This is a genomic window from Sulfurospirillum sp. E15m, from assembly GCF_059415145.1.
On the sequence record NZ_JCAHZS010000003.1, the window covers coordinates 1 to 26,870 of the forward strand.

Genomic DNA, 26,870 nt, shown 5'->3' on the forward strand with positions numbered 1-26,870 from the left:
CGCCCTGTCCCATTTCGAACCAGGAAGCTAAGCTCTTCATCGCCGATAATACTCTCCCTTACTGGGATGGAAACGTAGGTCGCCGCCAGTTCCTCGTGATTCCTTTTTACCCCTTATTTCGTCTTCTACAAAGGCGGTCTTTCTTGGAAAAAAATCAATCTAAAGCTTATCTATTCGCGTTATCTGCTATTATCTTATGGTCTACTGTTGCAAGTGCTTTTAAATTATCTCTACGTTATATGAATGCAACACAGCTACTTTTTTACGCTTCATTCTTTTCTTTATTACTATTATTGAGCGTTATAGTATGGCAAAAGAAGCTTTCTCTTTTACAATATTATCCAAAGATAACATATTTAAAATTGGCCGTACTTGGTTTAATTAATCCTTTTGCTTATTATTTGGTTCTTTTTCATGCATACGAGCTTTTACCTGCACAAGAAGCGCAGCCTATTAATTATACATGGGCATTAACTTTGACGTATCTATCTGTTTTTATTTTAAAGCAGAAATTGAGTCGATATGACTTTGCTGCTGGAATAATCTGTTATATTGGTGTATTGATTATCTCTACGCATGGTAAATTTTCAGCTTTTGCTTTTTCTAATTCTTTAGGAGTCTTTTTAGCTCTTTTTTCTACGCTCTTATGGTCACTCTATTGGCTTTACAATACGAAATTACATATTGATCCGCTTATTGGGCTTTTTATTAATTTTTTAGTAGGCGTTCCTGCCATTCTTATTTATATGTTTATAACAAAAACCTCTTTTACATGTAATGTATATGGGATTGCTGGTGCCTTTTATGTCGGACTTTTTGAAATGGGTATCACATTTATTTTATGGCTTCAGGCGATGCGGTACAGCATCAATACGTCCAAAATTGCTAATCTTATTTTTATTTCTCCTTTTTTGTCGCTCCTATTTATATCGTTTCTAGTGGGAGAAAAAATTCTTTTTTCAACATTTCTTGGCTTAATCTTTATTATACTTGGTCTTTTAGTTCAACAAAGAGATAAAAAGAGAGTTGTATCATGAAAATAATATTGATGTGGATGTTTACGGGTGCTTTACTGTTTGCGGTTACTTTTTCAGATGCGATACAAGAAGCAGAAAAAAATCATAAGTTGATTTTAGTTGAAATGGTGATGGAGTTCTGCCCTTATTGCCAACAAATGGATAGATATGTTCTCTCAAAAGAAGATGTTCAGATGGTCATCAATCATAAATATGTTTTTCTGAAACTGGATATTGAAAAAGATGAAATCCCCGCTCTTTTTACATCACGAATGACACCTACTTTTTACTTTGTAAATGCATCAGGTGAAGATATTTTGTATGAAATTAAAGGGGCACCCTCTAAGAGTGAATTTCTACGTATTTTAAAATCTATCAATCAATAAAGAGTTATCCATGAAAAGAATTGTACATATTTTTATCGTGTTGTGTATCTGTATGTTAGGGTTAAAGGCAGAGTTCTTGCCCGAACAACGCGCTCAAGCGTTACATGAAAAAAAACTTATTTTACTGAGTGTTACCAAGGAGAATTGCCCGTATTGTATTCAAATGGAGCATGATGTTTTTGATGTTACACAGTATGTTCAAAAAATCAATCAACATTATGTTCGTGCGGAAGTTAAAAAAGGTGATGCGTCCTTGCCTGAGTTTTTACATGTAAAATACTATCCGACAAATATAATCCTTAATCCACAGGATTTAAAAGTAATTGACGAATTTATAGGCTATACAAAGCCTGATATTTTTATAGAACTTTTAGAAGAGGTTTATGAACAAGAAATTACTTCTTTTTCCAATAACGGACAACACAATAAGAAATAAACGTTGCAAAACTAAGTCGTAATCCGACAATGATCCAAGGATTGGCGCCGAAAATAACGAAAAGCAGCGTATCTTCAATAATGGCATGACAGATCATTAAGTAAGTGCCTATGAAAAGGATTTCGTCTTTTTTTAAGACGCCTTTTTCATATTCAGCAATTAAAAGTCCTGCACCATAAGTAATACCTAAAATGACACCCACTAAAATAGAAAAACCACTGTTTACTTTTTGCGAATGCTTTTCGATCCATGAAAGTGATTTAATGGCATCAAGAAAGAAAATCAGGGATGAAACCAATGCAATAATTTTTAAGGATAAAGAGAAAGCTTCATAGAGTGAATTTTTTATTAAATCAAATGCGGTTGCGTAGTGTGTATGTTCAGGAATCGTCGCTAAGCTATTTTGTGCAGAGCCAAACCAACTTTCTGGAAATAGTGTAACAAATAATCCTACGAGTAATCCTGCACTGAGGCGCAAAAGAATAGAATAGATACGTGCAATCCCTAAACGTTTCATGATTTCTGTCTCAACTAACAATGCATGTGCTATACCTAAAAAAACGGCTAAAACAGTCCAACTTTTTGCACTTAAGCCTAATGGCGCAGCAAAAGCGATTGCTGCATAGAGATTGAGAAAAAGTCCACTGACGATAGAGAGTGCAGCTTCTTGCGGTAATCCAAGGAGCGAAACCAATGGTTTAAAGATAAATGTAATGTGTGACAAAATATCATAATAAAAAAGAATATCAGCCAAAATGTAGATAGGTACAATCAGCTTTAGAATCGTCCATGAACTTTTCAAGGATGTTTTTAGTGATTTATGGATACTAAATGTCATTTTGGCTCTTTTTTTAATACTCAATTTATATTAGCTAAGCTATAATACCGACCTCAAACAAAAATGTGCGCTCGTAGCTCAGCTGGATAGAGCATCGGTTTGCGGTACCGGAGGTCAGGGATTCGAATTCCTTCGGGCGCACCACTTTCGTTTAAAATGTTTCTTCAAACACTCTGTATTTTGTTTTTTGTAATCCTAACTCTTCATATGCTTTTTGTGTTGCCTTGTCATCTTTATGAACGTAAAGTCTAACTCCACATACATCATAATGCTCTTTTGCAAGTGTTTTGGCTTTTTCAAGAAGTGCATCATGAATCTCTTTTTCGTGTTCATGATCTGTGACGAAAATACTTTGAATACAATAAAAGGCTCCATTATTCCAATCGCTCCATTCACGCGTAATCATGGTTAATCCTACGATAACATTATCCACCATTGCAATGAGATAAAAACCATTATGGAATTTTGAAAAAACCTGATGAACACCTTCTGTTGTGAGTGCCAATGAAATATTTTTATCGACTGTCTCTTTCGCAAATAGTACATTAAATGCTGCAATCTCTTTAGCATCATCTCTGGTGGCAATCCGTACAATAAGATCCTTTAACATAGACTCTCCTTCTTTAATGATTTTGTAGCATTATATCAACAATCTCTTTAGCTCCACCGCGTTGCATAGTCATTTTTAAACGTGAAGAAATTTCAAAAAGATTAGTTTGAAACAGTTGTTCAAGAACTTTTTGAGGATCAACATCTTTTTGCTCTATCATTAAAGCAGCGCCTTGTTCAACCAGTACTTTTGCGTTGAAATACTGATGATTGGCTGCCGCATGTGGAAAAGGGATAAACAGTGAAGGCAGACACGCCGCTGTTAATTCCCAAAGGGTACTCGCTCCTGAACGGCTAATTGCAAAATCGGCAGATGCAAGTTTTTGAGCGATGTCTTTTGAAAAATCAAAGACATCCGCAGGGATAAGCGCCTCTTCATAAAAGTGTTGAAGACTCTCTAAATCTTTTTTCCCTGTTTGGTGAATGATAGCGATGCCTTTATCATGTAAAAACGGAGCAAGCGTACGCGCTAATTGATTGATAAAGGTTGCACCTTGACTTCCTCCTAGGAAGATGACTGTTTGGAGTTTTTCACGGATTCTTTGCGTATCAAAAAAAGCTTCACTAACAGGATAACTGGTCTGAATTGCATTGGGATTATGGTAAGAGCTAAAAAAAGCTTTCGAGAAGGGCTTGAGCATCGTATTTAGTTTGCCTTCAATCGCATTTTGTTCGTGAATATATAAGGGCAAACGCGATAAAAATGCCCCAAAAGAAGCAGGTGCAGCAGAATACCCTCCCACAGAGAATACAGAGTCTACATGATGGTGCTTGAAAAGCTTTTTACATGTAAAAGCAAGACGAAGGATAGTGAGTAACGAAAAAAGCTTTTGAAGTCCTTTTTTATTGACAACTCCTTTGCTTTCTAAAAAATATGTTTGTTCAAATCCTGTATCGTGTTCAAACCACGCTTGATCTTGTCCGGCTGTGGAGCCAATATAAATGGGCTTAATTCCTCGCGCATTCAACTCTTCTTTGATCGCTTTTGCGATGACAAGATGTCCGCCTGTTCCTCCACCAGTAATTGCAATCATAATTTAGCCTTTTTACTAATCATCAATACCATGCCAATGCCGACGGATAATGCCAATATTGAACTACCTCCATAGCTAATAAAGGGAACAGAAATACCTTTAATCGGTGTGATAGACGTAATACCGTATGCGTTCATCAAAAATGAAAAAACAATCAAAAGGCCTATGCCAAGTGAAAAAAGATAATAGACCTTATTGTGGCTTCGGCTGGCTATTTTAAAAATGCGATACACAATTGTAATAATCACAAGTGTCAAAACGGTTACGCCGATTGCGCCAATTTCTTCAGCAATCCCCGCAAGTGCAAAGTCTGTGTGTACTTCACTTAAATAACCTAGTTTAAAAAGACCATTGCCAATGCCTTCACCAAAAAGCCCACCGTGTTTAATGGCATTAAGAGAGTGTGAAATTTGATACGGTTCAGGGGCATCTTCAACACGTAAGACGGAGGCTATTTTTTCAGGGAAGAGAGAAAGCACCATATTTTGAATGGTCGCCCACCAGGTCTTAATTCTTAATATACGGTGTGTTGAGCTAAAAATCGCAATGAGAAAAACAAAGATAGAGCCTAAAATCGCGAGCATAAAGAGTTGAAGACTTGTACCCGCAAAAAATGCCATAACGGCAAAAGTAAGGGCTAAAACAACCACTTGACCCAAGTCATTTTGCATAACCGCAATCAGATAAATGACTAAGATAAACATGGCAATATAAGGCAAAATGAGTAGCATCTCTTCTTTCAGTGATTTTTTTTCATTATTGAGTTTGCGTGCAAAACTCCATGCTAAGAAATAGACAAAGCCCACTTTAAAAAACTCAACGGGAGCCAGTGAAAAACCAGGCAGCCTAATCCATCGTTTCGCTCCACCTGCAGATGTGACGAGGGATTCGGGTAAATAGTGCATTACGCCCATCAGAAAAAGACAACTGAGAAAAATAGTAAAGCCGATATAGATTAAGAATTTATCGGGATCTACTTGTGAGAGTGACCACATAATAAAAATACAGAGCATTCCTACGGCAAATTGTCGAATGAAAAAATGGTACTCTGAATAGTCAAAAAAAAGTGTTGTAAACACTGGCAGAGACAATGAAAAAGTCATGCCTACAAACAGCGTAAACGCACAAAGTGAAAAAAGTATTTTATCTGTTTCCATGGTTTCTTAGTGTATAGTTAGATTTATTGTGATTTTACATTAAAATAGTTTAAACCACGATTGGGGAACTATTTGGAATACTATTTGCTTACATAAAGGCAAGAATAACGAAAGGAATCAAATGGGTTTTGAAATTAGCAAAGCAAACAAGTTGATGGTGGAAGGCTTAAACGCAAGAGCAATGCGCCAAGACCTCATTTCTAGCAATATTGCTAATATTGACACTCCTTTTTACAAAGCACGTGACGTTGATTTTGAGAGTGCGCTGATTCAAGAAACAAAAGAGATATACGGCAGCAACACTACAACAACGCCTAAGCTTGAAATGGCACAAACGAATAGTGCACATTTAGATGGAACGACTGATTTTGACAGTTCAAAATCGACACTTTATCTTCGTGATGGCCATATGGCACGAAATGATGGTAATACCGTGGATTTAGACGTTGAAACATCGGAACTTGGTAAAAATGCCATGATGTTCAATGCTTTAAGCTCTGCATTACAAAAAGATGGTTTGATTTTTAAAAGCGTTATAGAATATTCGGCGAAATTGTAAGGATAAAAAATGGCATATTTAAGTAGCTTTGATATCAGCAGTTATGGACTTTCAGCACAACGTTTTCGTATGGATATTATCAGCTCTAATATTGCGAACGCCAATACGACACGAACAAGCGAAGGTGGTCCATATCAACGTAAAGATGTTGTTTTCAAAGCCATTGATTTTAATAAAACACTCAATAAGCAAATTGCGAGTCAAAATAACTTATTAGACTATGAAAATCCCTTGGATGACCCATTCTTGCAAGAAAATGCCAATCCTGCTATAATGACCGTAGCAGTCGATAAAGTGGTGCGTGATGAGAGCGAATTTCGCTACAAATACGACCCATCTCATCCTGATGCCAATGAAGAAGGGTATGTTGCCTATCCTAATGTCAATCCAGTGATAGAGATGTCAAATTTAATTGAAGCAACAAGAGCCTATCAGGCAAATGTTTCAGCATTTCAAAGTGCAAAATCTATTGCTCAAAGTGCAATAGACATTTTAAAAGGATAATGTAAATGCCTAGTAGCATTGATACCATTTCATCATTAACCAATAAATCAAATTCTACTGTTAATAAAGCTGATTCTACGAATGGCGATTTTTCTAAGATTTTGCAACAATCCATTGAAGAAATTAACGATAGCCAAGTGAAGGGAGATCGTGCAATGGCAGATATAGCAACCGGCGAAGTAAAAGATTTACACCAAGCGGCCATTGCTATTAATAAAGCAGAGACCAGTATGAAAATGATGCTAGAGATTCGTAATAAAGCTTTAAGTGCTTATAAAGAGATCTCTAAAACTCAAATCTAAATTTTTGCCTTTACATGGAACACTCTGATACCAAAAAAATTAAAATCCTCTTTTTATTCGTTGTTGTACTCTTAGGTTTCCTCATTTTCCTTGGAACGCTTTTTTATTGGGCAACCATTGATCGAAGGCTCCCTCGTCTAGAACACAGCGAAGTAAACCATGCGCTTCGCGGTAACATTATCAGTGCCGACGGGTTTAAAATTGCAACCAGCCAAAAACTCTACAAAGCAATTGTCGATACGCGCAATATTGACCCCAATAAATTTGATCTTTTTGTAAAACTCTATACGCTTTACAGTGGGGATGACCCAAAAGCTGTCGCAGCGACACTGAACTCAAATTCAGGCAGTACTGTTTTATCGTATCGTATTGATTCCAAAAGTGCAAAATACCTTCAAGAGCTTTCACGAAAACTCTATAAATTAGGCGTGTTTAAAAGCTATGAAGACCCAAAAACAGGTGTTGCTTTTTTACATGGACTCAGTGTGATTGAAAGTGGTGAAGACAGGCTCTATCCTGCGGTGGATTCTGTGACTCCTATTATTGGGTATGTGCGTAAGGTAGAACAAAAGAACATCACCAAAACCACAGGTGTCAAAGGCATTGAGCGTTATTATGAAGATAAACTCGCTTCGGTTCAAGACTCTTTAGTCATTGGTTCACGCGATATTTCGAATGCTATTATTTTAGATGGCAATAGCGTCTCTTCTCGACGTTTTGATGGGTATGATGTGCATTTAACCATCTCTTTGAAAATGCAAAAAATTATTGAAAACGTTTTGGATAAGCACCAAAAAAACCTTGATTCTAAAGAAATTGTTGTCGGTGTTCTCAATAGCGAAACCAGTGAATTTGTTGCCTTGGCATCGAGCAACCGTTTTAATCCTGATTTGATTGAGAAAAAGGATTATGGCGCATTAAATGTTTCTGCCATTGAATATATTTATGAGCCAGGTTCTGTCATGAAGCCGATCACGTTTGCCTTACTGTTTAAAGCCAATAAAATTAATCCGTATGACCTTGTTAATGTATATGGTGGTAGTTATAAATTGGGTTCAAAAGTGATTAAAGATGAGCATAAAGCCGATAAACTCAGTATGGAAGATGTCATTGTCTATTCAAGCAATATCGGCACGGCGCAAGTAGCGCAAAAGCTGGATGCTGTTGAATTTTATCAAGGATTAAAAGATTTTGGATTTTCAGTACGAAGCGGTGTCGATTTGCCATTTGAAAACCCTGGTATTATTCCCCAAGTCAATCGGTTTAATTCGCCCATCTACAAAGCGACAGTGGGGTATGGATACGGCATGAACGCTACTTTTATGCAAATTTTGCGTGCGTATAATGTCTTTAACAATAATGGACGCATTACCACCCTTTCACTTGTCAAAAAGCTTGTCTCCCCAATAGGTCAAGAGCTTTTCCCTGACAAAAATCCAGACGTTCAAGTTATTCCCGTTTCTGTGGCCAAGCGAATTCAAAAAATTCTCATTAAGGTTGTCCAACAAGGTACGGGTACAGGTACTAAAATGGAAGGTTTAGAAATCGGTGGTAAAACAGGAACCGCACATATTGCAGAAGATGGCGAGTATGTGAGAAGTTATAACAGTTCATTTTTTGGATTTGCCAACGACAAAAAGAACCACTATACTATTGGCGTACTTGTACGTGAAGCAAAGAAAAGATATGCGTATTTTGCGGCACAAAGTGCTGTACCCGTGTTTAAAGAAGTTGTGGAAAAACTAGTAGAAAATGGTTATCTTACGCCTTCGTCGGACATTCAACCCAACCAATAATCGCATTGACAAAATCAGCATCATCATTAGGGCATTTCGCAACGAGATAGTTTTTAAAGTTTAATGTGTGCGCAACCTCTGCATACTCTTGGCTTAGTTCAAACTCTGTTTCAGAATTATCAATTGTAAATGAGATAGGCACAATTAAAGCATTTTTATTCTCAAGCGTATGCAAAGTCTCTTCTAATGAAGGCTCCAGCCATTTAATAGGTCCTAATTTAGATTGATACGCTAAATGTATATTTTTAAAATGCATCTTTTCTGCTTCTAAAAGAGCTTCAATGCGTTTTACATGTAAAATAATTTCCTGTTGATACGGATCACCTTTTTCGATAATCTTTTGAGGCAATGAGTGCGCTGAAAAAATGAGTTCAAACTCTGAAGGATGATGCTCCCCTAATGTCTCTTTAATCCTTTTTACTATCAGATTGTTATACGTTACATCTTCGTAAAAAGGCTCAATAATACTTATTTTACCGTTATATCCGAGTGTTTTTGCCACTTCTTGAAAATCCTCAATGGATGATTTAGTCGTGGTGGTCGAATAGTGAGGATACAGCGGCAATAAAATAACTTCATTAATCCCTTTATCTTGCAACTCTTGAATTAGCGTATCGCAAAAAGGTGGGGTATAACGCATAGCAAAATTTACATGTAAAGAGGGAAGGGCACGTTGAAGTTTATCAACCAAGCGTTTTGTATAACCCACTAAAGGTGATTTCCCTCCCAGTTTTGCATAATTGCTTTGGGCTTGTTTTGTGCGAGAAGTGGTAATCATGAAAGCGATAAAACGACGTAAAAGGTCACTTTTAACCGTGATGATATTTTTATCATTAAACATATTGTGCAAAAAGAGCTTGACTTCTTCAAGGTTATTGGGGCCTCCCATATTGAGAAGCACAAGCGCTTTTTGACTCATTTAGGACTTCCGTGAAGAGATATCTAGCGTAATCATACTGTCTTCAATGGTACTCAATCCGTGGCGTTCACCTGTTTCAATATACGCGGCAAAGGCTTTATGTTCGCGAATCAAAGGCTCTTCTTTTTTGACCATACATTTACGAATGACATAAGAGTTATTGCGTTGGTATTCGGAGTATTCTGTTAAATCTTGCGCCATCAAATCAGCTTCAAAATAACCTTCTTTGGTAGCCACTTCAATGGTTCGTTTACGAAAAGGCGTTAGCCAGTTAGTTGTAATGCTCGCAACAATCTCTCCGCTGAGTCTAAAGGAAAGAATGGCGTTGTCTTCGTGGTGGTTGTGTATTTTTTGAGATTTATAGATAGAGACTTGTTCGATTTCATGCTCTGTGATATAGCGAATCAGGTCAATATCGTGAACCGAAAGGTCCGTTAAAATGCCCACATCTGCAATGCGTGGTGGAAATGGACCTACACGAGTGATGCCGATACTGTAAATCTCTTTACCCTCTAACTCTTTTTTGAGTGCTTCAACGACAGGATTAAAGCGTTCGATGTATCCTACACACACTTTTGCTTGTGCTTTATTCGCGGCTGCTAAAATCTCTTTTGCTTCCTCACAATTGGATGCAACAGGTTTTTCGATGAAAAGATTTTTGCCTTTTGCTAAACATTTAAGCGCAACGCTTTTATGTAAAAAAGTTGGCACAACAATGACAGCTGCTTCAAAATCCGCTTTTTCTAACATTTCGTCAATGTCCGTATAAAAAGGTTCATCGTATTCTCTGGTTTGCTGAATATCGCATAGCGCTGTTAGTTCAAATTCAGGTAAACTTTTTAAAACTCTGTAGTGGTTTTGACCCATAGAGCCAAGACCGATTAGTGCTACTTTTACCATAGTTATGCCTTAATTGTTTTGACGATAAAATCTTGTTGGGTTTCTGTTAAAAATGGGCTCATTGGAAGACTCATGATTTCATTACCTACTTGTTCGCTGAGTGGAAAATCACCTTTTTTATACCCAAGATACGCCATTGCTTCTTGAAGATGTAAAGGAATTGGGTAGTGAACCGCTGTTGGAATACCCGCATCATTTAATTTTTGCATCACGCTTTCACGGTTTTTGACACGAATGGAGTATTGCGCGTACATGGAGTTTCGGTCACTCATGATTTTGGGGGTGATGACGTCCGCTTCTTCTAAAAGCTTTGAGTAACGTGTTCCGACTTCAATGCGTTTTTTACATTCTGCTTCAAAGTGGTTCATCTTTACATTTAATACGGCAGCTTGAATCGCATCTAAACGACCATTAATACCGATGTACTTGTGTTCATAACGTTTGCCTTGTCCATGATTAAGCAGTGATTTAAGTTTTGCAGCGAGGACGTCATCGTTACAAAAAACGGCTCCGCCATCACCGTAGCAACCTAGTGGTTTTGAAGGGAAAAAGCTGGTACAACCGATGGTAGAAAGGTTACATGATTTTTTGCCTTTGTACTCAGCTCCAAAACTTTGGCATGCATCTTCAATGACGACTAAATTATGTTTTTTTGCGATAGCATTGATGGCATCCATGTCTGCTGTTTGACCGTAAAGTGATACGGGCATAATGGCTTTGGTCTTTGGGGTGATTTTAGCTTCAATAAGCTTTGGATCGATGTTATATGTTGCTTCATCAATATCAACAAAAACAGGTTTTGCTTTTAAAAGTGCAATGGTCTCTGCCGTAGCAATAAACGTAAACGGTGTGGTAATGATTTCATCATCCGGTTGAACATCAATCGCCATTAATGCGAGTAACAATGCATCGGTTCCGCTAGAGCATGCATAAGCGTATTTAGCTCCTGTGTATTTTGCGAGGTTTTCTTCAAGTTTAGTGACTTCTGGTCCCATGATAAATTGCGTAGAACTTAAAACATTTAAAACAGCTTGGTTGATCTCTTCTTTGTAAGTTTCATACTGTGATTTGAGGTCGATAAAAGGGATTTGCATCGTGATACCTTTAGATTAAAAATAGCCAATATTTTACTCCAAACATTCTTTTGCGAGGATAAAGTGCCTGTATGCTATTGTTTCACTATCGTCATGGAGGTATGAAATGAGAACGGTTTTAATCACAGGTGTTGCTCAAGGAATTGGAAAAGCACTTGCTGAGAGTTTATCGCATCATTATTCTATTATTGGAATTGACTGTATTGCTCCAAAACATACGTATTGTGAGCGTTTTTATTCGTGCGATTTAAGCCAGCTTACAAAGCTTCAAGAAACAATAGCGCAGATTAAAAAAGAGACGAGTACTTTATATGGGCTTGTCAATAACGCGGCTATTTTTAGTCATATTCCTTTAGCAAAGCAGTCTTTAGAAGCTTGGGAAAAGACATTGGCCGTTAATTTAAGCGCACCGTATCTGCTTTCACAATCTTTTGCTCCTTTATTAAGTGAAAGTCATGGGCATATTATTAACATTGCTTCAACAAGAGCAGGGATGTCAGAAGCGGGAACGGAGCCGTATTCTGCTTCTAAAGGAGGTCTTATTGCTTTAACGCATGCGCTTTGCATCTCTTTATCAGGACAGGTGAGTGTCAATGCGATTAGCCCTGGCTGGATTAACACCGATGAAAACTATACGCCAACAAAAGAAGAAAACGCATGGCATGCGAGCGGCAGGGTCGGAAAACCAAAAGACATTGTTGAAGTGGTGACTTTTTTATTGGAGCGAAGTGATGGGTTTATCACGGGAAGTAATTTTGTCATTGACGGTGGCGTGACGCGAAAAATGGTCTATCCATGAAAAAATATAGCATTATTTTTTTAATGACGGCTTTAGGTTTAATGGCAGATTGTTCAATGCCCTCTCGTACATTGATTGCAAAAGGAAATGAGGTCACTGACACCAAAACAGGGCTAGTATGGAGCCGATGTACGTTGGGACAAGTCTGGAAAAAAGGCAAAGGATGTGTCGGTGAAATAGAATTTCTCAAACGAAAAGAGGCAGAAGCACTGGCACGTTCGTTGGGCAATGGATGGCGGTTACCCCGCATTGATGAATTGCAAACATTGGTCGAAAAAAGATGTAAAAGCCCGATGCTTAATGCTAAGTTCTTTGGCAAAGTCCAAGATGTGACACATGAAGGAGCGAATTATCTTAGTGCTTCTATTTACTTAGAAGGTGATGAGGTGATACCAACACTCTTTTATACGATTGATTTTATGAACGGGAGTGTTGATGCGCATACGAAAGGATTTATAGGAGCCGTACGGTTAGTACGTTAGCTTTTTTTAAGGGCTGAGGGATGGCATAAATGCTTTTCATCTTTAGCAACTCTGGCGCATTTTTCACAAATAAACTTTGGTTTTGAAACAATTTTTATAATTTTTTTGGCACTCTTTTCGATGTCGTCTTTTTTTAAAGCACACAGTTTTTTAATTTTTGACATCATTTTTTCCTTTTTAATACGATGAAATAGTATAACACGATTTTTTACATGTAATCCCTTAAACCCTTTTTCTGTATAATCGCGTATTCTTTTTGGGAGTCAATGTGCATGAAGCATAGTCTTAAACTTGTTCTATTTTACAGTGCGATGTTTGTCGCCTTAGGTGTTTTTTGGTTTTGGATGGCAAAACCTTCGAGTGATTTGATAACATTAGAACCCAATGTTAAACTTCAGTGTCTCTCTTATGCTCCTTTTGGAAAAGATGATTCTCCGTTTGATATTGTCAAAGGATTTCGTCCTTCTCATGAGCGAATGGACCAAGACTTAGCTCTTTTGTCTAACATTACCCATTGTATTCGTACTTATTCAAGTGTAGGGTTAGAAGACTTACCTGCGATTGCCCGAAAACATGGTCTAAAAATGTGGCTTGGCGCATGGGTGAGTAGTGATGCCAAATTAACACAAAAAGAGATTAGTACGGCCATCACATTGGCAAAAGCAAACAAAGATATTGTCGAGACCGTTGTCGTTGGCAATGAAGCACTACTTCGAAGCGATGTGAGTGCAGGGCAACTCAAAGCATACATTGAAGAGGTGAAAACAGCATTGCCCGATATGATTATTACGTATGCAGATGTATGGGAGTTTTGGAATAAAAATCCAGAGATTGCACCATTGGTGGATCGTGTGACGATTCACATCTTGCCATACTGGGAAGATAAGCCTATTAGCGTAGATCAAGCACTTTTACATGTAAAAAATATTCGTGATGAAATGATGCAAAAAATTCCAAATAAAGAGATTGTCATTGGAGAGACGGGTTGGCCAAGTTTTGGACGAATGCGAGAAGGGGCAAATCCGAGTGCAGTCAATCAAGCTATCTTTACACGGGGCTTTGTCAAAATGGCAGAAGAGAATGGTTGGAAATACAATTTTATCGAAGCGTTCGACCAACCATGGAAACGTAACAGTGAAGGTGCAGTTGGCGGGTATTGGGGATTGTTTGATGCCAACAGAGTGGACAAACACATTTTACACGGTTTTGTCTCCAACTATCCTCATGCACAATGGCTGTTTGTTGGCAGTTTTCTTCTAAGTCTTTTTGGATTGATTTGGCTTACACGTGTTCAGAGTTGTGCCTGTAAAAAAGCCCCTTATTGGTTTTTATCACTTTTTGGCGGTTCTGTTGCACTTGCCTGGCAAGCCAATATGTATTGGATGGTGTCGCGCAACGTGTTGGAGTATGGCTGGGCAATTTTGTGTTTGGGCGTAGCGTTTCTTTGGTGGCTTAAATTAATACGTTATCAAGTCGCTGAGGCTGTAAGTTCACCGGGTTCTATGCACAATACCTTAGCCGTTTTTACGCTTCAAGCACCTTTGAAAGCACACTTTTTAGAGGATTTTCTCCATTTAATGACCGTAAGTATTGTTCTGATTATGGCATTGGCATTGGCTTTTGATGGGCGGTATCTTAATTTTGAGATGGGAACCGTTGGTATTATTGCGATTACTTACTTGGTGCTCTTTTTTGCCACTGAACGAAAAGATCAGAATGGCTTGTTGGAAAAGATCAGCGGTCTAGCCCTTTTTATTTCGGCATTTGCAGTGTTATTGCATGAGACAGCTCGCAATGATTTTGCGCTTAATTGGGTTGTTTTAGTCATTATGTTTGCTTCAACGCTGTGGATATCACCGGCTAAACTGTGTGGCATCAGCAAATCGTTTCTAATTCTTATCGTAGCGGCACTTTCAATTTTAGTCATGAAAAATAGCGTGTATGTCAATACCTCATTGATTGATGTGTGTGCGGCAGACCCATTGCTTCCCATCTGTCAATTGCGTGCTATTTTGGGAAAAGTGATTTATATGAATTATGTCGGTTTAAGTGGAATCGTTGTCGCCTTAGTCAGTGTTTTTAGCGGAAGTTATTTTCTTGGAATGGTTGCTATTATTTTAGGACTTTTTTGTCTTTTAACTTTCAATGGCTTTTTAGGTGCGATAATTGTTGTGCTTGGTTGGTGGATTGTTGGGCATCGTTTGAGCGACAAATGTTCGCTTGCATAAGCCTTTTAATAAAAGCCTTTAGATAGTTTCGTTAAAATAAAAGAATTTTTCATAACAGATAGGATAAACGTATGGATGTAAGAGCTGAATTTTTAGCGTTTTTCGAGCGAAAAGGTCACAAGATTATCGAGAGTTCTCCCCTTGTGCCAGATGATGCAACATTGCTATTTACCAATGCAGGTATGGTTCCTTTTAAGAGTGTGTTCACAGGCGAAGTGCCTAGACCTAATCCCCCACGGGCAACAACATGTCAAACATGTATTCGTGCGGGTGGTAAACACAATGACCTTGATAATGTTGGCTATACAGCGCGTCATCACACCTTTTTTGAGATGCTAGGAAACTTCTCTTTTGGTGATTATTTTAAAGAAGATGCTATCTCACATGCTTGGGAATTCGTCACAGAAGTCTTGAAATTACCAAAAGATAAACTTTGGGTAACGGTTCATGAGAGTGATGATGAGGCAGAAGCAATTTGGAAAAAACATATTGATGCCAGTCGTATTATGCGCTTTGGCGACAAAGACAACTTCTGGCAAATGGGCGATACAGGTCCTTGTGGACCGTGCAGTGAAATTTTCATTGACCAAGGTGCGGAAAATTTTAATACATCTGAAGACTATATGGGCGGCGATGGTGATCGTTTCCTTGAAATTTGGAACCTTGTCTTTATGCAATATGAGCGCGATAAAGAGGGTGTATTGCATCCACTTCCAAAACCTTCTATTGACACAGGTATGGGCTTAGAGCGTGTAACGGCAGTCAAAGAGGGTGTGTTTAGTAATTATGACTCTTCGTTATTTATTCCTTTGACCAATAAAGTAGCAGAGCTTTGTGGAAAAGCGTATGTGTATAAAACGGGCGCGAGTTATCGCGTTATTGCTGATCATATTCGTGCCGTTTCCTTTCTGGTAGCACAAGGCACAACGTTTGGACGCGTAGGACGTGGTTATGTCTTAAGACGCATTTTACGCCGAGCGGTAAGACATGGTTATTTGTTGGGTCTTCGTGAGCCTTTTATGTATAAACTGCTGGATACGTTGTGTGAGCTTATGGGCAAACAGTATCCTTACCTTGTGACTAAAAAAGAGATTATTGCCGAGCAGATTAAAAACGAAGAAGAGAGCTTCTTCGCAACCATCGCTTCAGGGCTCGAACTTTTTGAAAAAGAGCTTCCCAATACCAAAGAGATGTTTAGTGGTGAAGTAGCGTTTAAACTCTACGATACCTACGGTTTTCCTCTTGATTTAACCGCAGATATGCTTCGTGAAAAAGGTTTAAGTGTGAATGAAGCGGAGTTTGAGGCTTTGATGGCAGAACAAAAAGCACGTTCAAAAGCTTCATGGAAAGGAAGCGGTGATAAAGCAACGCAAGGCGATTTCAAACCACTTTTGGAAAAATTTGGGCATAACACTTTTGTGGGTTACACACAAAAAGAGTGCCAAACCAAAGTCTTAGCACTGTTAGATGAAAACTTCAAAGAAGTACAAACCTTAGAAGAAAATGGTTGGGTTATGTTTGAACAAACACCATTTTACGCTATGAGCGGCGGTCAAAGCGGTGATGAAGGTAGTATTGAAGGTTATGGTAAAGTTTTGGATACGAAGAAATTTTTTGACCTAAATCTCTCTTTGGTAGAACTTGAAAAACCGTTACATGTTAATGATGCTGTTCATTTAAGTGTTGATGTCTCTCGTTTAGAGATTGAAAAGCATCACAGTGCAACCCATTTACTCCACAGTGCGTTACGTGCCGTTTTAGGTGAACATGTTTCCCAAGCGGGTAGTTTGGTCGAAAAAGACAGACTGCGCTTTGACTTTTCACATCCAAAAGCTCTCAGTGCCGAAGAACTGACTCAAATTGAAGCATTTGTTAATAACGTTATTGCCAGTGGTGTTGATGGTGTGACAAAACTTATGAACGTGGATGAAGCGAAAAAAAGCGGTGCTATGGCACTTTTTGGTGAAAAATATGGCTCTGAAGTCCGCGTGGTCAGCTTTGGTAATGCCAGCGTAGAGCTTTGTGGTGGAACGCATGTCAGCAACGTGGCTAAAATCGGAAGCTTTTTTATTCAAAAAGAGAGTGGCGTAAGTGCAGGTGTACGTCGTATCGAAGCGATATGCGGAGCAGCGGCACTTGTGTATGCTCAAAACCTACGCGCTGAGGTTGAAGCCATTAAAGAGAGCGTGAAACATAAAGAACCACTCATTGGTATTAACCGTCTGAAAGAAGAGATTAAAAGCCTTAAAAGCGAAGTAGAATCTTTAAATGCTAGTGCAGGAAAGGCTGTTGAGTCTTTACATGTCAATGGCGTGGAACTCATTGTCGATGTTTTAGGTGCAGGTGATATTAAAGCACGCATTGATGATCTAAAAAATGAAAAAGATGCTGTTGCTGTTTTACTACTTCAAGTGAAAGATGACAAAGTATTCATTGCTGCAGGTGTTAAAAATGCTAGCATTAAAGCGGGTGCTTGGATTAAAGAGATTGCTCCAATCGTCGGTGGTGGCGGTGGCGGTAGAGATGATTTCGCGCAAGCAGGCGGACGTGACGCAAGTAAAATTGATGAAGCAAAACAAGCAGCACTTGCTTATGCGAAGGCACAACTTCAAGGATAGGAAATGCGAGATTTTATCATAGAGGTGTTTGGAGATTTTAGTAGGATTATTGTTTTTTTACATATTGTCAGTGCGTCTTTACTCATTGGCAGTATGTTTGTGATGCGTTTTATCATTCAACCTGTGGAAGTAGATGTTCCTGATGTGAAAATCAAATTTACCAGTTGTATGAAAATGATGAGCCGATACATTTTCTTCTTAGTTCCTTTAATGTTGATTATTGCAGGTACATCGGTGTTTATGCATATAGGCCTTGGCTTTAGAAGTGGGAATCCTCTAAATTACATTATGGTGCATACAAAAGAAGCACTTTGGACATTTATATCGTTTAACTTTGTTTACATGTATTTAAAATACCTCAAAGCCAAAAAAGGTTTTGAGGAAGAGAATTATATTGAAGTGGAAGAAAATGTGATTTTGATGGTCAGATATTTAATTCCTCTGAACCTATTGCTTGCCATTATCTCTGTTTATTTTGGTGTTATTTTAAGAGGTTTTTAGAATGCAAACCATTGTATTAGGCTCCTCTTCCCTTACCAGAGCGCAGTTACTTGAAAAATTTGGCATTCCTTTTATTCAAAGGGATGCTGGTTTTGATGAAGAGACACTGGCTATTCGTGACCCTGCTCATTTTGTCTATCATGCAACGAAGGGGAAAATGCAAAGTTATCTTGAGCGTTGGGATTTGGAATTGCCTGTTTTATGTGCCGATACTGTAGTAACGGCACAAGGTGAAATTCTTCGCAAAGCCAAGGATAAAGCAGACGCCAGACGTATTTTAGAACTTCAAAGCGGTAATAAAGTCAGCATTATGACGTGTATGATTTATAAATCAAAATCTTATGAACTGATTGATTTGGCATCGACTGACTATCTTTTTGCACCTTTTAGCTCAGATGCATTAGATGCGTATCTGCAAAGTGATGAATGGATGGGAAAAGCTGGAGCGTGCATGGTTGAGGGATTTTGTAAATCCTACATTCAAGACGTTGTTGGACTCGAAAGCACTGCCATGGGGCTCAGTGTTGAGCGATTAATCCCCTTTTTGAGTTAAACGTATGTATCAAAATGAACTTTTAGCACTGAGTAAATCCAATCGCTATCGCCAGCGAAAAATATTTGATGAGAACGTGTGTGACTTTAGCTCTAATGATTATCTAGGGCTTGCAGAGCACAAAAACTTGTTTGAGCGAGCTGTGGCGCAAGTTTCGATGTATAAAAGTCATGCGCCAAAAGCATCCATCTTAGTCAATGGATACCATCCTATACATGAAGAATTTGAAGCGTTATTAATCCGTCAAAACAATTTTGAAGCTGCACTTGTTTGTGGTAGTGGTTTTTTAGCAAATTTTTCATTGATTGAAGCATTACCGCGAAAACGTGATTTGTTGATATTGGACGAGGAGTATCATGCCAGTGGCATGATAGCTTCTAAAACAGTCGATGCCGAAGTGGTTTTGTTTCATCATAATGATGCCAATCATCTTGAAAGCATTATTAACACACACAACCATAACCGCATTATTATCGCGGTTGAGGGTATTTACTCGATGAGTGGCGATTTACTCAATCGAGACATTTTTGATGTCGCTGATAGATACAATGCGCTTTTAATTGTCGATGAAGCCCATAGTGTTGGTGTTGTGGGTGAACATTTACGCGGAGTCTTTGATCTTTTTGGCATTACGCCAGGTCCAAATCATATCAAAATGGGAACGCTTGGAAAAGCACTTGGCAGTTATGGCGCTTATATTTTATGCAGTGCTCATATTGCAGAATTTTTGCAAAATCGTGCTAAAGCCATCATCTATACGACAGCCCCTTCTTTATTCGATATCGCGCTTGGGCATCAGAGTCTCTTGTATATTTTAAAGCATCATCATGAACTTAAAATAGCGATTCAAGAGCGCCAAGCATTGGTTCAAAACTCTTTAGGAATTTTGATGGATGGATTGATTTGTGCTTATACGCTTCATGAAAATTCAGATGCTCTGGACGTGCAAAATACCTTGCTTGAAAAAGGATTTATTGTCGGAGCCATCCGTCCTCCTACGGTTGTTAAGCCCATCTTACGCCTTATTCCTCGTTTGGCTGAACCGTTGGAAAAGCTTGAAATCTTATGCCAAGAGATTCAAAAGGGTCATTTTTGAGTTTTACATGTAAACATCTTGTGATCCAAAATCAATCCAAAACACTGGTTGATATTGCCTTCTCGTTTCAACACTCTTTTGCCTTAATTGGAGAGAGCGGTAGTGGAAAAAGCTTAACCTTGAAAGCTCTTTTAGGAATGCTGCCACAGGAGTTGGATGTTACGCTTGAATATGATGCTTCCTATCAACTCAAACGAGGTGAGTCTATTGCCTTTGTCCCTCAAAATCCTTTTACGGCGCTTTCTCCTTTAACAAAGATAAAGAGGCAATTTATGGCACCAGAAGAGATTGCTCAGAAGTATTTGCAGATGGTTGAATTGGAGAGCGATTTTTTAGAGCGTTTTCCTTCAGAGCTTAGTGGAGGGCAGTTGCAACGGATTATTATTGCTATGGCGTTGGCATTGGAACCTAAATTGCTACTTTTGGATGAACCCACAACGGCTTTGGATGAAGAGAGCAAAGCTAACGTACTGGCGTTAATTCGCACTTTACAACAACAATGTGCATTTGATTTGCTTTTTGTAACGCATGATATTGCTACCATTGAGCATCTTTGCGATGAAGTAGGCATTATCAAACAAGGAACGATTTTAGAAAGTGGTGCCACAGCAGATGTGCTCCACGCCCCTAAAGAGATTTATACACAACATTTATTATCGTCTGGATTTAGACAAAGGAGTTTTAGAGCGTGAAATACATCGTCACAACATTTTTCATGGTTGTTTTTGCAGCCATCATGGCACTTATTTTTCTTTATGCTCAAATTAGATTTGATGCGGATAAAATTATCAATTATAATCCAAAACTTACAACACAAATTTTTGATCGTAACGGCGAGTTGATCGCCAATATATTTGATGAAGAAAATCGATTGTATGTGGATTATAAAAATATACCTGCACGTGTGATTGAAGCATTAATTGCAACAGAAGACACTTCTTTTTTTGAGCACAGCGGTATTAATATTGAAGCGATTTTTAGAGCGCTGGTTAAAGATATTCAAGCCATGAAATTGGTTGAAGGTGCGAGTACCATTACTCAGCAACTTATTAAAAACACCGTTTTAACCAGACAAAAAACACTTTCACGAAAAGTCAATGAAGCTATTCTTGCGTATATGATTGAATCATCTTTAACCAAAGAGCAGATTTTAGAGCGCTATTTTAACCAAGTCTATTTCGGACACGGATATTATGGCATCAAAACGGCGGCGCTAGGTTATTTTAAAAAGCCCTTAGATGGGTTGAGTTTAAAAGAGATAGCCATGCTTATTGGTCTTCCAAAAGCACCAAGTTCGTATGACCCAACGCGTCACATGGACCTCTCTCTTAGTCGTGCCAATCAAGTGGTCAATCGTATGTACACATTAGGCTGGATTAGCGAAGGTGAATATACCAAAGCAACTTTAGAGCATCCTATCGTTTATGATGAAACATTAACCCGCAATCGTGCCCCTTATGTGGTCGATGAAGTGATTAAAAATGTCAGCGCAGAATACGATGACCTAAAACAAGGGGGTTATCAAATTTACACCAGTATTGACATCAAGCTCCAGCATCTTGCAAAAGAGTCACTCAAAGTAGGCTACAACGGTATGCTTGCACGTGCAAAAGATATGAATACTTCTGAACTCAATGGCGCTATGGTTGTTATGGAAAACAATACGGGTAATGTTTTAGCGTTAGTTGGCGGTCTTGATTATGCAAAAAGCAGTTTCAATCGTGCAACCCAAAGCAGACGCCAACCAGGGTCAAGTTTCAAACCGTTCTTATACCAAAAAGCACTGGATTGGGGGTACTCACCTCTTTCTGAAATTCCTGATATTTCCCGAACATATGTAAACAGTGAAACCGATGAAGAGTGGAAACCTAAAAATTATGAAAATGATTTTGAAGGGCTGATTACACTAAAAGAAGCGCTGGTGCATTCGCGCAACCTCGCAACCATTAACTTGCTTTCTACATTAGGACTTGATAGTGTCTATAAAGAGTTGAAAAAAGACGGGTTTAAAAACTTATCAATGGACCTTTCTCTTGCACTAGGTAGCTTTGGAATTTCTCCACTTGAATTTAGTAGTTTTTACTCTATGTTTCCAAATTACGGTGTTAAAGTTGAGCCATTACTTGTTAAAAAAGTGATTAATCGAGCTGGGGTTGAAAAAGTTTATGAAACAAAATCGCAAGTTATTACATCTCCTGCCCAAAGTTTTTTAATGATTGATATTCTTCGTGAAGTTGTAAAACGAGGAACAGGTCGTAATGCACAAGTTCCTAATATTGAAGTGGCTGGAAAAACAGGAACTACCAATAGCAGCGTCGATGCATGGTTCTGTGGTTTTTCTCCTGACATTGAAGTCATTACATGGTTTGGCAATGACAACAACTCCCCTCTGAAAAAAGGTGAAACTGGCGGACGTTCAGCGGCACCTGCTTTTAAATATTTTATGACAAAATACCTTGAGATGCATCCTGAAACGACACGTGAGTTTAAAATCCCTGAAGGGGTTGGGTCTCGTAAGATTAACGGTGTAACCGAATATTTTACCGATACATCGCCATTCCCAAAAGCCAATATTAAACAGCAACAAGACGAAGGTGGATTGATTTTCTAAGCAGAAATGCGAGGGAGAAACAAGCGTGAGAGGAAGCTTTTTAGAAGCTTCCTCTCATCGTACTAGCAAGAGAATACAGTTTTAAATTCGAATGCGGTTGGTCTAGCCTCATCTGGCCAAACTTGTGTTTCAAATTTGTAGTGTTGGTAGGTATCTAAAAAGTCTGCAGTCATAACAGGTTTCAAGTATTCATTGTCACGAATTAACGCTTCAAGAGAACCTCTGAGTGTATGAGGCATTTGATTGATACCTTTTTCTCTAATTTCATCCAATGAAAGTTCAAACAAGTCTTCATCCATTGGTCCAACAGGCTCAGCTTTTGTTTTGATACCATCAATACCAGCAAGTAGCATTGCAGAGAATGCAAGATATGGGCATGAAGTTGAATCTGGGAAACGCATCTCAACACGAACAGATTTTTCACCTGCACCGTAAGGGATACGGCATGAAGCAGAACGGTTTTGCATAGAGTATGTCAAAATTGAAGGAGCTTCAAATCCTGGGATAAGACGTTTATAAGAGTTCGTTGATGGGTTTGTAAACGCAGCAACGCTTCGTGCATGTTTCAAGACACCACCGATGTACCAGCGTGCCATGTCGCTAAGGTTTGCATATTCGCCTTCTTTAAAGAACATGTTTTTACCATTTTTCCAGATAGATTGGTGAACGTGCATACCGTTACCATTGTCACCATAGAGTGGTTTTGGCATAAAAGTTGCTGTTTTACCGTTAAGGTGCGCTACCATTTTAACAACATATTTGTATTTTTGAACGTTATCAGCTGCTTCGATGAGTGAACCAAATTTAACACCAATCTCACCTTGTGCTTGTGCAACTTCGTGGTGAACAACGAAGACTTCGAGGCCTACTTGTTTAAGTGTTTGTACCATTTCAGCACGTAAATCTACCATTGAGTCGATTGGTTGAACTGGAAAATATCCACCTTTTGTGCCTGGGCGGTGACCTGTGTTATAGCCATCGGTATAACTTTTTGCGCTATTCCAAGTACCTTCTTCAGAATCTACTTCATAGTATGAGCAGTTAATTTCATCTCTGATTTTAACATCGTCAAATACGAAGAATTCATTTTCTGGTCCAAAATAAGCAACATCACCAAGACCACTCTCTGAAAGGTATTGAAGAGCTTTTTTCGCAATACTTCTTGGGCATTTTTCGTAAAGTTCGCCTTTATAGATATCAAATACATCACAGAAAACAACGATAGTTGAGTCAGCAGTAAATGGATCTAAAAATGCAGTTTCTGCTTCTGGTTTAAGAAGCATATCTGATTTATTGATTGGTTGCCATGCTTCAATAGATGAACCATCAAAAGGGATACCGTTTTTAAAAGAGTCTGCACTAATAGCTTCAATAGTATATGTAAGGTGATGCCATGTTCCTTTCATATCAGTGAAACGGAAATCGACAAATTCAACTTCATTGTCAGTACAGTATTTGAAAAATTCTTCAACACTGTTTACGAATTTACCCATGTATTACTCCTAAACTTTAAATTTTAGTAATTTTATCAAATTGAACTAAAAAAAATACTGAGAAGCATGCTTAAAAATTAACCAATAATCGCTCTCTGTTTTCAAATGTTGCACATTTTTTATACCCAAAATTTTTTGCCATTGCGCGTAATTCATCTTGGCAAAATCCAATGTGGTCGATGGCATGGGCATCTGAGCCAAATGTAATGGGAATGTCATGCTCTGCTAGTAATTCCATCAATGGATTGCTCGGGTATTGTTCATTTACAGGTTTTCTTAGACCCGCCGCGTTGATTTCAACAGCCATATTGGCTTTTTTGATGGCTTTAATTGCGTTTTGTGCGATGAGCCTGACATCTGTTTTGGGAAGATAATTGAAAACTTTAATTAAATCAATGTGCCCAACGATATCAAATAGATTACTTTTTGCCATCATCTCAATCGCTTCAAAGTAGCGCTTCCAAATTTCATCAATGTCATGGTGCTTGTACTCTCCAATAAATTCTGGATTATCAAACCCCCATGTTCCTAAATAGTGCACAGACCCGATGAAATAATCCACACCTCTGCTGAGCACACTTTCATCAATGTAACCGTTTAAAAAATCAACTTCATAGGCGAGTAAAATTTTGATTTGGTGTTGGTATTTCTCTTTTACATGTAAAACCTCTTCCTCATAGGAAGGCATCTCATGAAAGCGCATACGCCACTCTTCATCAAAATGCATGGGCGCATGGTCTGAAAAACCAAACGTGTCAATTTTTTTAATAATCGCTTGTTGCACATACTCTTCAATACTGCCTTCTGCGTGATTGCATAAGGGCGTGTGGTTATGTAGATCAATGATCATTGTGATGACCTCCATCTCTTAGGGTCTTTAAAGTTAAATTATATAAAAACTTCACTATAATAGACCATAATTTGTCATTTTTAGGAGAAAACTTATGACACAAGAAGAACTTGATGCTTTGATGGCAGGTGATTTGGACGATGCTGAAGATGAAGGCACACCTGCACCATTACACGAAGAAGAATTTGTTGAAGATGAAGTAGAAGAAGAGCCGGCAAGCGATTCTGAAAAATCGCATGAACAAATTATGCATGAGTACAGACCGTCTTCTACAATGTCTTGGCCACCACCACCGCCAACAGACGATCATAAAATGGTACATCAATTGGATGATGTTACTAAAGATTCAGAGATCAAAGCAACTCAAGTATTTGATAAGCTTGAAACGGTTAATAATTTTATGCTCAGTACGGAAGATAATGCCAAAGAGGTGATAAAACTTATCGAATCTAATATTGCATTATTTGACACATTGGTCGCAAAGTTTCCTAAAATTGAGCAATTTCAAAAAGCACTTGATGACAATAAAGGTATGAAAGTTCGTGTAGAAGATTTGTTGATGAATGCACAAATGGCAGAAGATGAAATTATGATGACCATGGACATTATGCAATACCAAGATATTCATCGCCAAAAAATTGAACGCGTCATCAATGTCATGCGCGCCCTTTCAAAATACATGAGTGCTTTATTTGAAGGTGCAAAAGACGATACAAAACGCGTCAGTTCTGCAGTGCATATTCATGGCGATGAAACAACAGAAGATGTTGTGAGTAATGAAGATATCGAAGCATTGATTGCTAGTTTAGGAAAGAAATAGGTGTCAAACGTCGAACTGCTTTCTCCTGCTGGAAATTTTGAAAAATTAAAAATAGCGCTTGCTTATGGCGCAGATGCTGTGTATGCTGGGGTGAGCCATTTCTCCCTGCGCATACGCTCAGGCAAAGAGTTTACGTATGAGAGTTTTGAAGAGGCTATCAATTATACCCATGCTCAAAATAAAGAGCTGTATGTTACTATTAATGGATTTCCATTTAACGCCCAAATCGCACTCTTAGAAAAACATATTGAACGCGTAGCGGCTATGAAACCAGATGCCTTTATCGTTGCGGCTCCTGGTGTTATAAAATTGGCCCAAAAAATTGCGCCACACATTCCCGTTCACCTTTCAACGCAAGCGAATGTTCTGAGCTACCTCGATGCAGAAGTGTATTACGATATGGGTGTGAAACGAATTATTGCTGCTCGTGAAGTGAGTCTTAAAGACTTAGAGCAAATTAAAACCAGATTACCCAATCTTGAATTAGAAGTATTTGTGCACGGTTCTATGTGCTTTGCGTACAGTGGTCGTTGCCTTATTAGCTCGGTTCAAAGCGGGCGTGTGTCCAATCGAGGAAGCTGTGCCAACGATTGTCGCTTCCCTTACACGCTTTATGCGCATAATGAAGAGAGCGGTACGCTTTTTCGCTTAGAAGAGAGCGAGCAGGGTACACACATTATGAACGCGAAAGATTTGAATTTGAGCGCGTATGTCAAAGAAATCCTAGATTCTGGTGTGATTGATTCGCTTAAAATAGAAGGGCGAACCAAAAGCGCTTACTATGTCGGTATTACGACAAAAACATATCGCCAAGCCATTGATGATTATTATGCGGGCTGTTTTGATGCGAGCAAGTACACGAAAGAGTTAGACACTACGAAAAATAGAGGGTTTAGCGATGGCTATTTGGTTAATCGCCCATTTGAAAAAAATGATACACAAAATTTAGCCCATTCTATCAGTGAAGGAACACATCAAGTAGTTGCACAAGTGAGTGAAGATGGCAAAACATGTCTTTGTAAAGATGTGTTGTCTTTACATATAAAGTATGAACTTGTGATGCCTGCGCATACAACCATAGAGAGTATCAGTAATGAATTAGGTGATATCTTTTGTGAAGAGGGTGTGTGGTATGTTCGTTTTAATCAATTACAAAGCGAATCGGGCAAAGTGTTTGATGAAATTCACAGCGGCAATGTTCACGCCATTGTTTTACCTGCTCCATTGGCAGGATACACATTTTTAAGAATAAAAACCAAAGAGGAATAA

General features: G+C 38.5%; 28 protein-coding genes, 1 tRNA gene and 1 rRNA gene. 20 read left to right on the forward strand and 10 right to left on the reverse strand.

Translation table 11 applies throughout. From position 1 onward, the window contains the following. From rrf to AC5SLP_RS05510, 4 genes are all read left to right on the forward strand, one after another. Window positions 1-91, forward strand: a 5S ribosomal RNA gene (gene rrf / locus AC5SLP_RS05495); the annotation flags it as partial. Window positions 92-143: 52 nt separating this feature from the next. Beyond that, complete coding sequence (locus AC5SLP_RS05500) at window positions 144-1,037, forward strand: DMT family transporter (RefSeq protein ID WP_495254149.1); 894 nt, start codon at window positions 144-146, stop codon at window positions 1,035-1,037. Beyond that, window positions 1,034-1,402: a thioredoxin fold domain-containing protein gene (locus AC5SLP_RS05505; protein ID WP_495254150.1), complete on the forward strand. Its 369-nt coding sequence runs from the start codon at window positions 1,034-1,036 to the stop codon at window positions 1,400-1,402. Before AC5SLP_RS05500 ends, AC5SLP_RS05505 begins: the two co-directional genes overlap by 4 nt. 10 nt (window positions 1,403-1,412) lie before the next feature. Then, window positions 1,413-1,838 carry a thioredoxin fold domain-containing protein gene (locus AC5SLP_RS05510; protein ID WP_495254151.1) on the forward strand — a complete coding sequence of 142 codons (426 nt, stop codon included), beginning with the start codon at window positions 1,413-1,415 and terminating at the stop codon, window positions 1,836-1,838. Here the strand turns inward: AC5SLP_RS05510 and AC5SLP_RS05515 are convergent. Further along, the gene (locus AC5SLP_RS05515) at window positions 1,798-2,676 is read right to left on the reverse strand and encodes a nucleoside recognition protein (RefSeq protein ID WP_495254152.1); all 879 of its coding nucleotides are present in this window, start codon (window positions 2,674-2,676) and stop codon (window positions 1,798-1,800) included. The genes AC5SLP_RS05510 and AC5SLP_RS05515 overlap by 41 nt on opposite strands. A gap of 67 nt (window positions 2,677-2,743) precedes the next feature. On the opposite strand from AC5SLP_RS05515, the gene AC5SLP_RS05520 reads away from it, so the two are divergent. Continuing rightward, window positions 2,744-2,820, forward strand: a tRNA-Arg gene (locus AC5SLP_RS05520). Between the two features lie 7 nt (window positions 2,821-2,827). Here the strand turns inward: AC5SLP_RS05520 and AC5SLP_RS05525 are convergent. Genes AC5SLP_RS05525 through AC5SLP_RS05535 form a run of 3 tightly spaced genes read right to left on the reverse strand, consistent with a single transcriptional unit; the run spans window position 2,828 to window position 5,476 of the window. Next, window positions 2,828-3,286, reverse strand: coding sequence for a GNAT family N-acetyltransferase (locus AC5SLP_RS05525; protein WP_495254153.1), 459 nt, complete (start codon window positions 3,284-3,286; stop codon window positions 2,828-2,830). A 13-nt stretch (window positions 3,287-3,299) separates the two neighbouring features. Then, window positions 3,300-4,319 carry an undecaprenyldiphospho-muramoylpentapeptide beta-N-acetylglucosaminyltransferase gene (gene murG / locus AC5SLP_RS05530; protein WP_495254154.1) on the reverse strand — a complete coding sequence of 340 codons (1,020 nt, stop codon included), beginning with the start codon at window positions 4,317-4,319 and terminating at the stop codon, window positions 3,300-3,302. After that, window positions 4,316-5,476 (reverse strand): FtsW/RodA/SpoVE family cell cycle protein, encoded by a 1,161-nt coding sequence (locus tag AC5SLP_RS05535; protein ID WP_495254155.1) that lies wholly within the window; start codon window positions 5,474-5,476, stop codon window positions 4,316-4,318. Before AC5SLP_RS05535 ends, murG begins: the two co-directional genes overlap by 4 nt. Before the next feature lie 121 nt (window positions 5,477-5,597). On the opposite strand from AC5SLP_RS05535, the gene flgB reads away from it, so the two are divergent. Genes flgB through AC5SLP_RS05555 form a run of 4 tightly spaced genes read left to right on the forward strand, consistent with a single transcriptional unit; the run spans window position 5,598 to window position 8,637 of the window. After that, window positions 5,598-6,035, forward strand: a complete 438-nt coding sequence (flgB, locus tag AC5SLP_RS05540) for a flagellar basal body rod protein FlgB (RefSeq protein ID WP_495254156.1) — start codon at window positions 5,598-5,600, stop codon at window positions 6,033-6,035. 9 nt (window positions 6,036-6,044) lie between these two features. Continuing rightward, window positions 6,045-6,539 carry a flagellar basal body rod protein FlgC gene (gene flgC / locus AC5SLP_RS05545; protein WP_495254157.1) on the forward strand — a complete coding sequence of 165 codons (495 nt, stop codon included), beginning with the start codon at window positions 6,045-6,047 and terminating at the stop codon, window positions 6,537-6,539. Between the two features lie 5 nt (window positions 6,540-6,544). Further along, window positions 6,545-6,841, forward strand: a complete 297-nt coding sequence (fliE, locus tag AC5SLP_RS05550) for a flagellar hook-basal body complex protein FliE (protein ID WP_495254158.1) — start codon at window positions 6,545-6,547, stop codon at window positions 6,839-6,841. A 14-nt stretch (window positions 6,842-6,855) separates the two neighbouring features. Then, window positions 6,856-8,637, forward strand: coding sequence for a peptidoglycan D,D-transpeptidase FtsI family protein (locus AC5SLP_RS05555; protein WP_495254159.1), 1,782 nt, complete (start codon window positions 6,856-6,858; stop codon window positions 8,635-8,637). Here AC5SLP_RS05555 and hemH read toward each other — a convergent pair. From hemH to AC5SLP_RS05570, 3 genes are read right to left on the reverse strand one after another with little or no spacing between them, the layout of a single operon-like run. Further along, window positions 8,603-9,556, reverse strand: a complete 954-nt coding sequence (gene hemH, locus AC5SLP_RS05560) for a ferrochelatase (RefSeq protein WP_495254160.1) — start codon at window positions 9,554-9,556, stop codon at window positions 8,603-8,605. The two genes, AC5SLP_RS05555 and hemH, sit on opposite strands and share 35 nt — an antisense overlap. Then, window positions 9,557-10,456 carry a Gfo/Idh/MocA family protein gene (locus tag AC5SLP_RS05565; RefSeq protein WP_495254161.1) on the reverse strand — a complete coding sequence of 300 codons (900 nt, stop codon included), beginning with the start codon at window positions 10,454-10,456 and terminating at the stop codon, window positions 9,557-9,559. 2 nt (window positions 10,457-10,458) lie between these two features. Then, window positions 10,459-11,550: a DegT/DnrJ/EryC1/StrS family aminotransferase gene (locus tag AC5SLP_RS05570; protein ID WP_495254162.1), complete on the reverse strand. Its 1,092-nt coding sequence runs from the start codon at window positions 11,548-11,550 to the stop codon at window positions 10,459-10,461. Window positions 11,551-11,656: 106 nt separating this feature from the next. On the opposite strand from AC5SLP_RS05570, the gene AC5SLP_RS05575 reads away from it, so the two are divergent. Both AC5SLP_RS05575 and AC5SLP_RS05580 read left to right on the forward strand, forming a co-directional pair. Continuing rightward, window positions 11,657-12,349 carry an SDR family oxidoreductase gene (locus tag AC5SLP_RS05575; RefSeq protein ID WP_495254163.1) on the forward strand — a complete coding sequence of 231 codons (693 nt, stop codon included), beginning with the start codon at window positions 11,657-11,659 and terminating at the stop codon, window positions 12,347-12,349. Continuing rightward, the gene (locus tag AC5SLP_RS05580; RefSeq protein ID WP_495254164.1) at window positions 12,346-12,831 is read left to right on the forward strand and encodes an Lcl C-terminal domain-containing protein; all 486 of its coding nucleotides are present in this window, start codon (window positions 12,346-12,348) and stop codon (window positions 12,829-12,831) included. The genes AC5SLP_RS05575 and AC5SLP_RS05580 overlap by 4 nt, the downstream gene beginning before the upstream one ends. Here the strand turns inward: AC5SLP_RS05580 and AC5SLP_RS05585 are convergent. Further along, window positions 12,828-12,995 carry a hypothetical protein gene (locus tag AC5SLP_RS05585; RefSeq protein WP_495254165.1) on the reverse strand — a complete coding sequence of 56 codons (168 nt, stop codon included), beginning with the start codon at window positions 12,993-12,995 and terminating at the stop codon, window positions 12,828-12,830. The genes AC5SLP_RS05580 and AC5SLP_RS05585 overlap by 4 nt on opposite strands. 108 nt (window positions 12,996-13,103) lie before the next feature. On the opposite strand from AC5SLP_RS05585, the gene AC5SLP_RS05590 reads away from it, so the two are divergent. The 7 genes from AC5SLP_RS05590 (at window position 13,104) to AC5SLP_RS05620 (ending at window position 22,438) form a co-directional block, all read left to right on the forward strand. Further along, a complete protein-coding gene (locus AC5SLP_RS05590) occupies window positions 13,104-15,059 on the forward strand; it encodes a glycoside hydrolase family 17 protein (protein ID WP_495254166.1) in 1,956 nt (651 codons plus the stop codon). A gap of 71 nt (window positions 15,060-15,130) precedes the next feature. Then, a complete protein-coding gene (gene alaS, locus AC5SLP_RS05595) occupies window positions 15,131-17,677 on the forward strand; it encodes an alanine--tRNA ligase (RefSeq protein WP_495254167.1) in 2,547 nt (848 codons plus the stop codon). A 3-nt stretch (window positions 17,678-17,680) separates the two neighbouring features. Then, window positions 17,681-18,178, forward strand: coding sequence for a hypothetical protein (locus tag AC5SLP_RS05600; RefSeq protein ID WP_495254168.1), 498 nt, complete (start codon window positions 17,681-17,683; stop codon window positions 18,176-18,178). Window position 18,179: 1 nt separating this feature from the next. After that, window positions 18,180-18,731 (forward strand): septum formation inhibitor Maf, encoded by a 552-nt coding sequence (gene maf / locus AC5SLP_RS05605; protein WP_495254169.1) that lies wholly within the window; start codon window positions 18,180-18,182, stop codon window positions 18,729-18,731. Window positions 18,732-18,735: 4 nt separating this feature from the next. Continuing rightward, window positions 18,736-19,827, forward strand: coding sequence for an aminotransferase class I/II-fold pyridoxal phosphate-dependent enzyme (locus tag AC5SLP_RS05610; RefSeq protein ID WP_495254170.1), 1,092 nt, complete (start codon window positions 18,736-18,738; stop codon window positions 19,825-19,827). Then, window positions 19,824-20,519: an ATP-binding cassette domain-containing protein gene (locus tag AC5SLP_RS05615; RefSeq protein WP_495254171.1), complete on the forward strand. Its 696-nt coding sequence runs from the start codon at window positions 19,824-19,826 to the stop codon at window positions 20,517-20,519. The genes AC5SLP_RS05610 and AC5SLP_RS05615 overlap by 4 nt, the downstream gene beginning before the upstream one ends. After that, on the forward strand, window positions 20,516-22,438 hold the full coding sequence (locus AC5SLP_RS05620; protein WP_495254172.1) for a penicillin-binding protein 1A: 1,923 nt from the start codon (window positions 20,516-20,518) through the stop codon (window positions 22,436-22,438). Before AC5SLP_RS05615 ends, AC5SLP_RS05620 begins: the two co-directional genes overlap by 4 nt. Window positions 22,439-22,500: 62 nt before the next feature. Here the strand turns inward: AC5SLP_RS05620 and glnA are convergent, their stop codons facing one another. After that, entirely contained in the window at window positions 22,501-23,931 is a 1,431-nt protein-coding gene (glnA, locus tag AC5SLP_RS05625; RefSeq protein WP_495254173.1) for a type I glutamate--ammonia ligase, read from the reverse strand. 70 nt (window positions 23,932-24,001) lie between these two features. Further along, the gene (locus AC5SLP_RS05630) at window positions 24,002-24,781 is read right to left on the reverse strand and encodes a histidinol-phosphatase (RefSeq protein WP_495254174.1); all 780 of its coding nucleotides are present in this window, start codon (window positions 24,779-24,781) and stop codon (window positions 24,002-24,004) included. A 94-nt stretch (window positions 24,782-24,875) separates the two neighbouring features. Here AC5SLP_RS05630 and AC5SLP_RS05635 point away from each other — a divergent pair, with 94 nt between their 5' ends. Continuing rightward, complete coding sequence (locus AC5SLP_RS05635) at window positions 24,876-25,601, forward strand: chemotaxis protein (RefSeq protein WP_495254175.1); 726 nt, start codon at window positions 24,876-24,878, stop codon at window positions 25,599-25,601. Next, complete coding sequence (locus tag AC5SLP_RS05640) at window positions 25,602-26,870, forward strand: peptidase U32 family protein (RefSeq protein ID WP_495254176.1); 1,269 nt, start codon at window positions 25,602-25,604, stop codon at window positions 26,868-26,870.

Coding starts and splice junctions, on each gene's coding strand:
- AC5SLP_RS05505 (WP_495254150.1), top strand. CDS start 1,034: ATGAAAATAATATTGATGTGGATGTTTACGGGTGCTTTACTGTTTGCG.
- AC5SLP_RS05510 (WP_495254151.1), top strand. CDS start 1,413: ATGAAAAGAATTGTACATATTTTTATCGTGTTGTGTATCTGTATGTTA.
- AC5SLP_RS05515 (WP_495254152.1), bottom strand. CDS start 2,676: ATGACATTTAGTATCCATAAATCACTAAAAACATCCTTGAAAAGTTCA.
- AC5SLP_RS05525 (WP_495254153.1), bottom strand. CDS start 3,286: ATGTTAAAGGATCTTATTGTACGGATTGCCACCAGAGATGATGCTAAA.
- murG (WP_495254154.1), bottom strand. CDS start 4,319: ATGATTGCAATTACTGGTGGAGGAACAGGCGGACATCTTGTCATCGCA.
- AC5SLP_RS05535 (WP_495254155.1), bottom strand. CDS start 5,476: ATGGAAACAGATAAAATACTTTTTTCACTTTGTGCGTTTACGCTGTTT.
- flgB (WP_495254156.1), top strand. CDS start 5,598: ATGGGTTTTGAAATTAGCAAAGCAAACAAGTTGATGGTGGAAGGCTTA.
- flgC (WP_495254157.1), top strand. CDS start 6,045: ATGGCATATTTAAGTAGCTTTGATATCAGCAGTTATGGACTTTCAGCA.
- fliE (WP_495254158.1), top strand. CDS start 6,545: ATGCCTAGTAGCATTGATACCATTTCATCATTAACCAATAAATCAAAT.
- AC5SLP_RS05555 (WP_495254159.1), top strand. CDS start 6,856: ATGGAACACTCTGATACCAAAAAAATTAAAATCCTCTTTTTATTCGTT.
- hemH (WP_495254160.1), bottom strand. CDS start 9,556: ATGAGTCAAAAAGCGCTTGTGCTTCTCAATATGGGAGGCCCCAATAAC.
- AC5SLP_RS05565 (WP_495254161.1), bottom strand. CDS start 10,456: ATGGTAAAAGTAGCACTAATCGGTCTTGGCTCTATGGGTCAAAACCAC.
- AC5SLP_RS05570 (WP_495254162.1), bottom strand. CDS start 11,550: ATGCAAATCCCTTTTATCGACCTCAAATCACAGTATGAAACTTACAAA.
- AC5SLP_RS05575 (WP_495254163.1), top strand. CDS start 11,657: ATGAGAACGGTTTTAATCACAGGTGTTGCTCAAGGAATTGGAAAAGCA.
- AC5SLP_RS05580 (WP_495254164.1), top strand. CDS start 12,346: ATGAAAAAATATAGCATTATTTTTTTAATGACGGCTTTAGGTTTAATG.
- AC5SLP_RS05585 (WP_495254165.1), bottom strand. CDS start 12,995: ATGTCAAAAATTAAAAAACTGTGTGCTTTAAAAAAAGACGACATCGAA.
- AC5SLP_RS05590 (WP_495254166.1), top strand. CDS start 13,104: ATGAAGCATAGTCTTAAACTTGTTCTATTTTACAGTGCGATGTTTGTC.
- alaS (WP_495254167.1), top strand. CDS start 15,131: ATGGATGTAAGAGCTGAATTTTTAGCGTTTTTCGAGCGAAAAGGTCAC.
- AC5SLP_RS05600 (WP_495254168.1), top strand. CDS start 17,681: ATGCGAGATTTTATCATAGAGGTGTTTGGAGATTTTAGTAGGATTATT.
- maf (WP_495254169.1), top strand. CDS start 18,180: ATGCAAACCATTGTATTAGGCTCCTCTTCCCTTACCAGAGCGCAGTTA.
- AC5SLP_RS05610 (WP_495254170.1), top strand. CDS start 18,736: ATGTATCAAAATGAACTTTTAGCACTGAGTAAATCCAATCGCTATCGC.
- glnA (WP_495254173.1), bottom strand. CDS start 23,931: ATGGGTAAATTCGTAAACAGTGTTGAAGAATTTTTCAAATACTGTACT.
- AC5SLP_RS05630 (WP_495254174.1), bottom strand. CDS start 24,781: ATGATCATTGATCTACATAACCACACGCCCTTATGCAATCACGCAGAA.
- AC5SLP_RS05635 (WP_495254175.1), top strand. CDS start 24,876: ATGACACAAGAAGAACTTGATGCTTTGATGGCAGGTGATTTGGACGAT.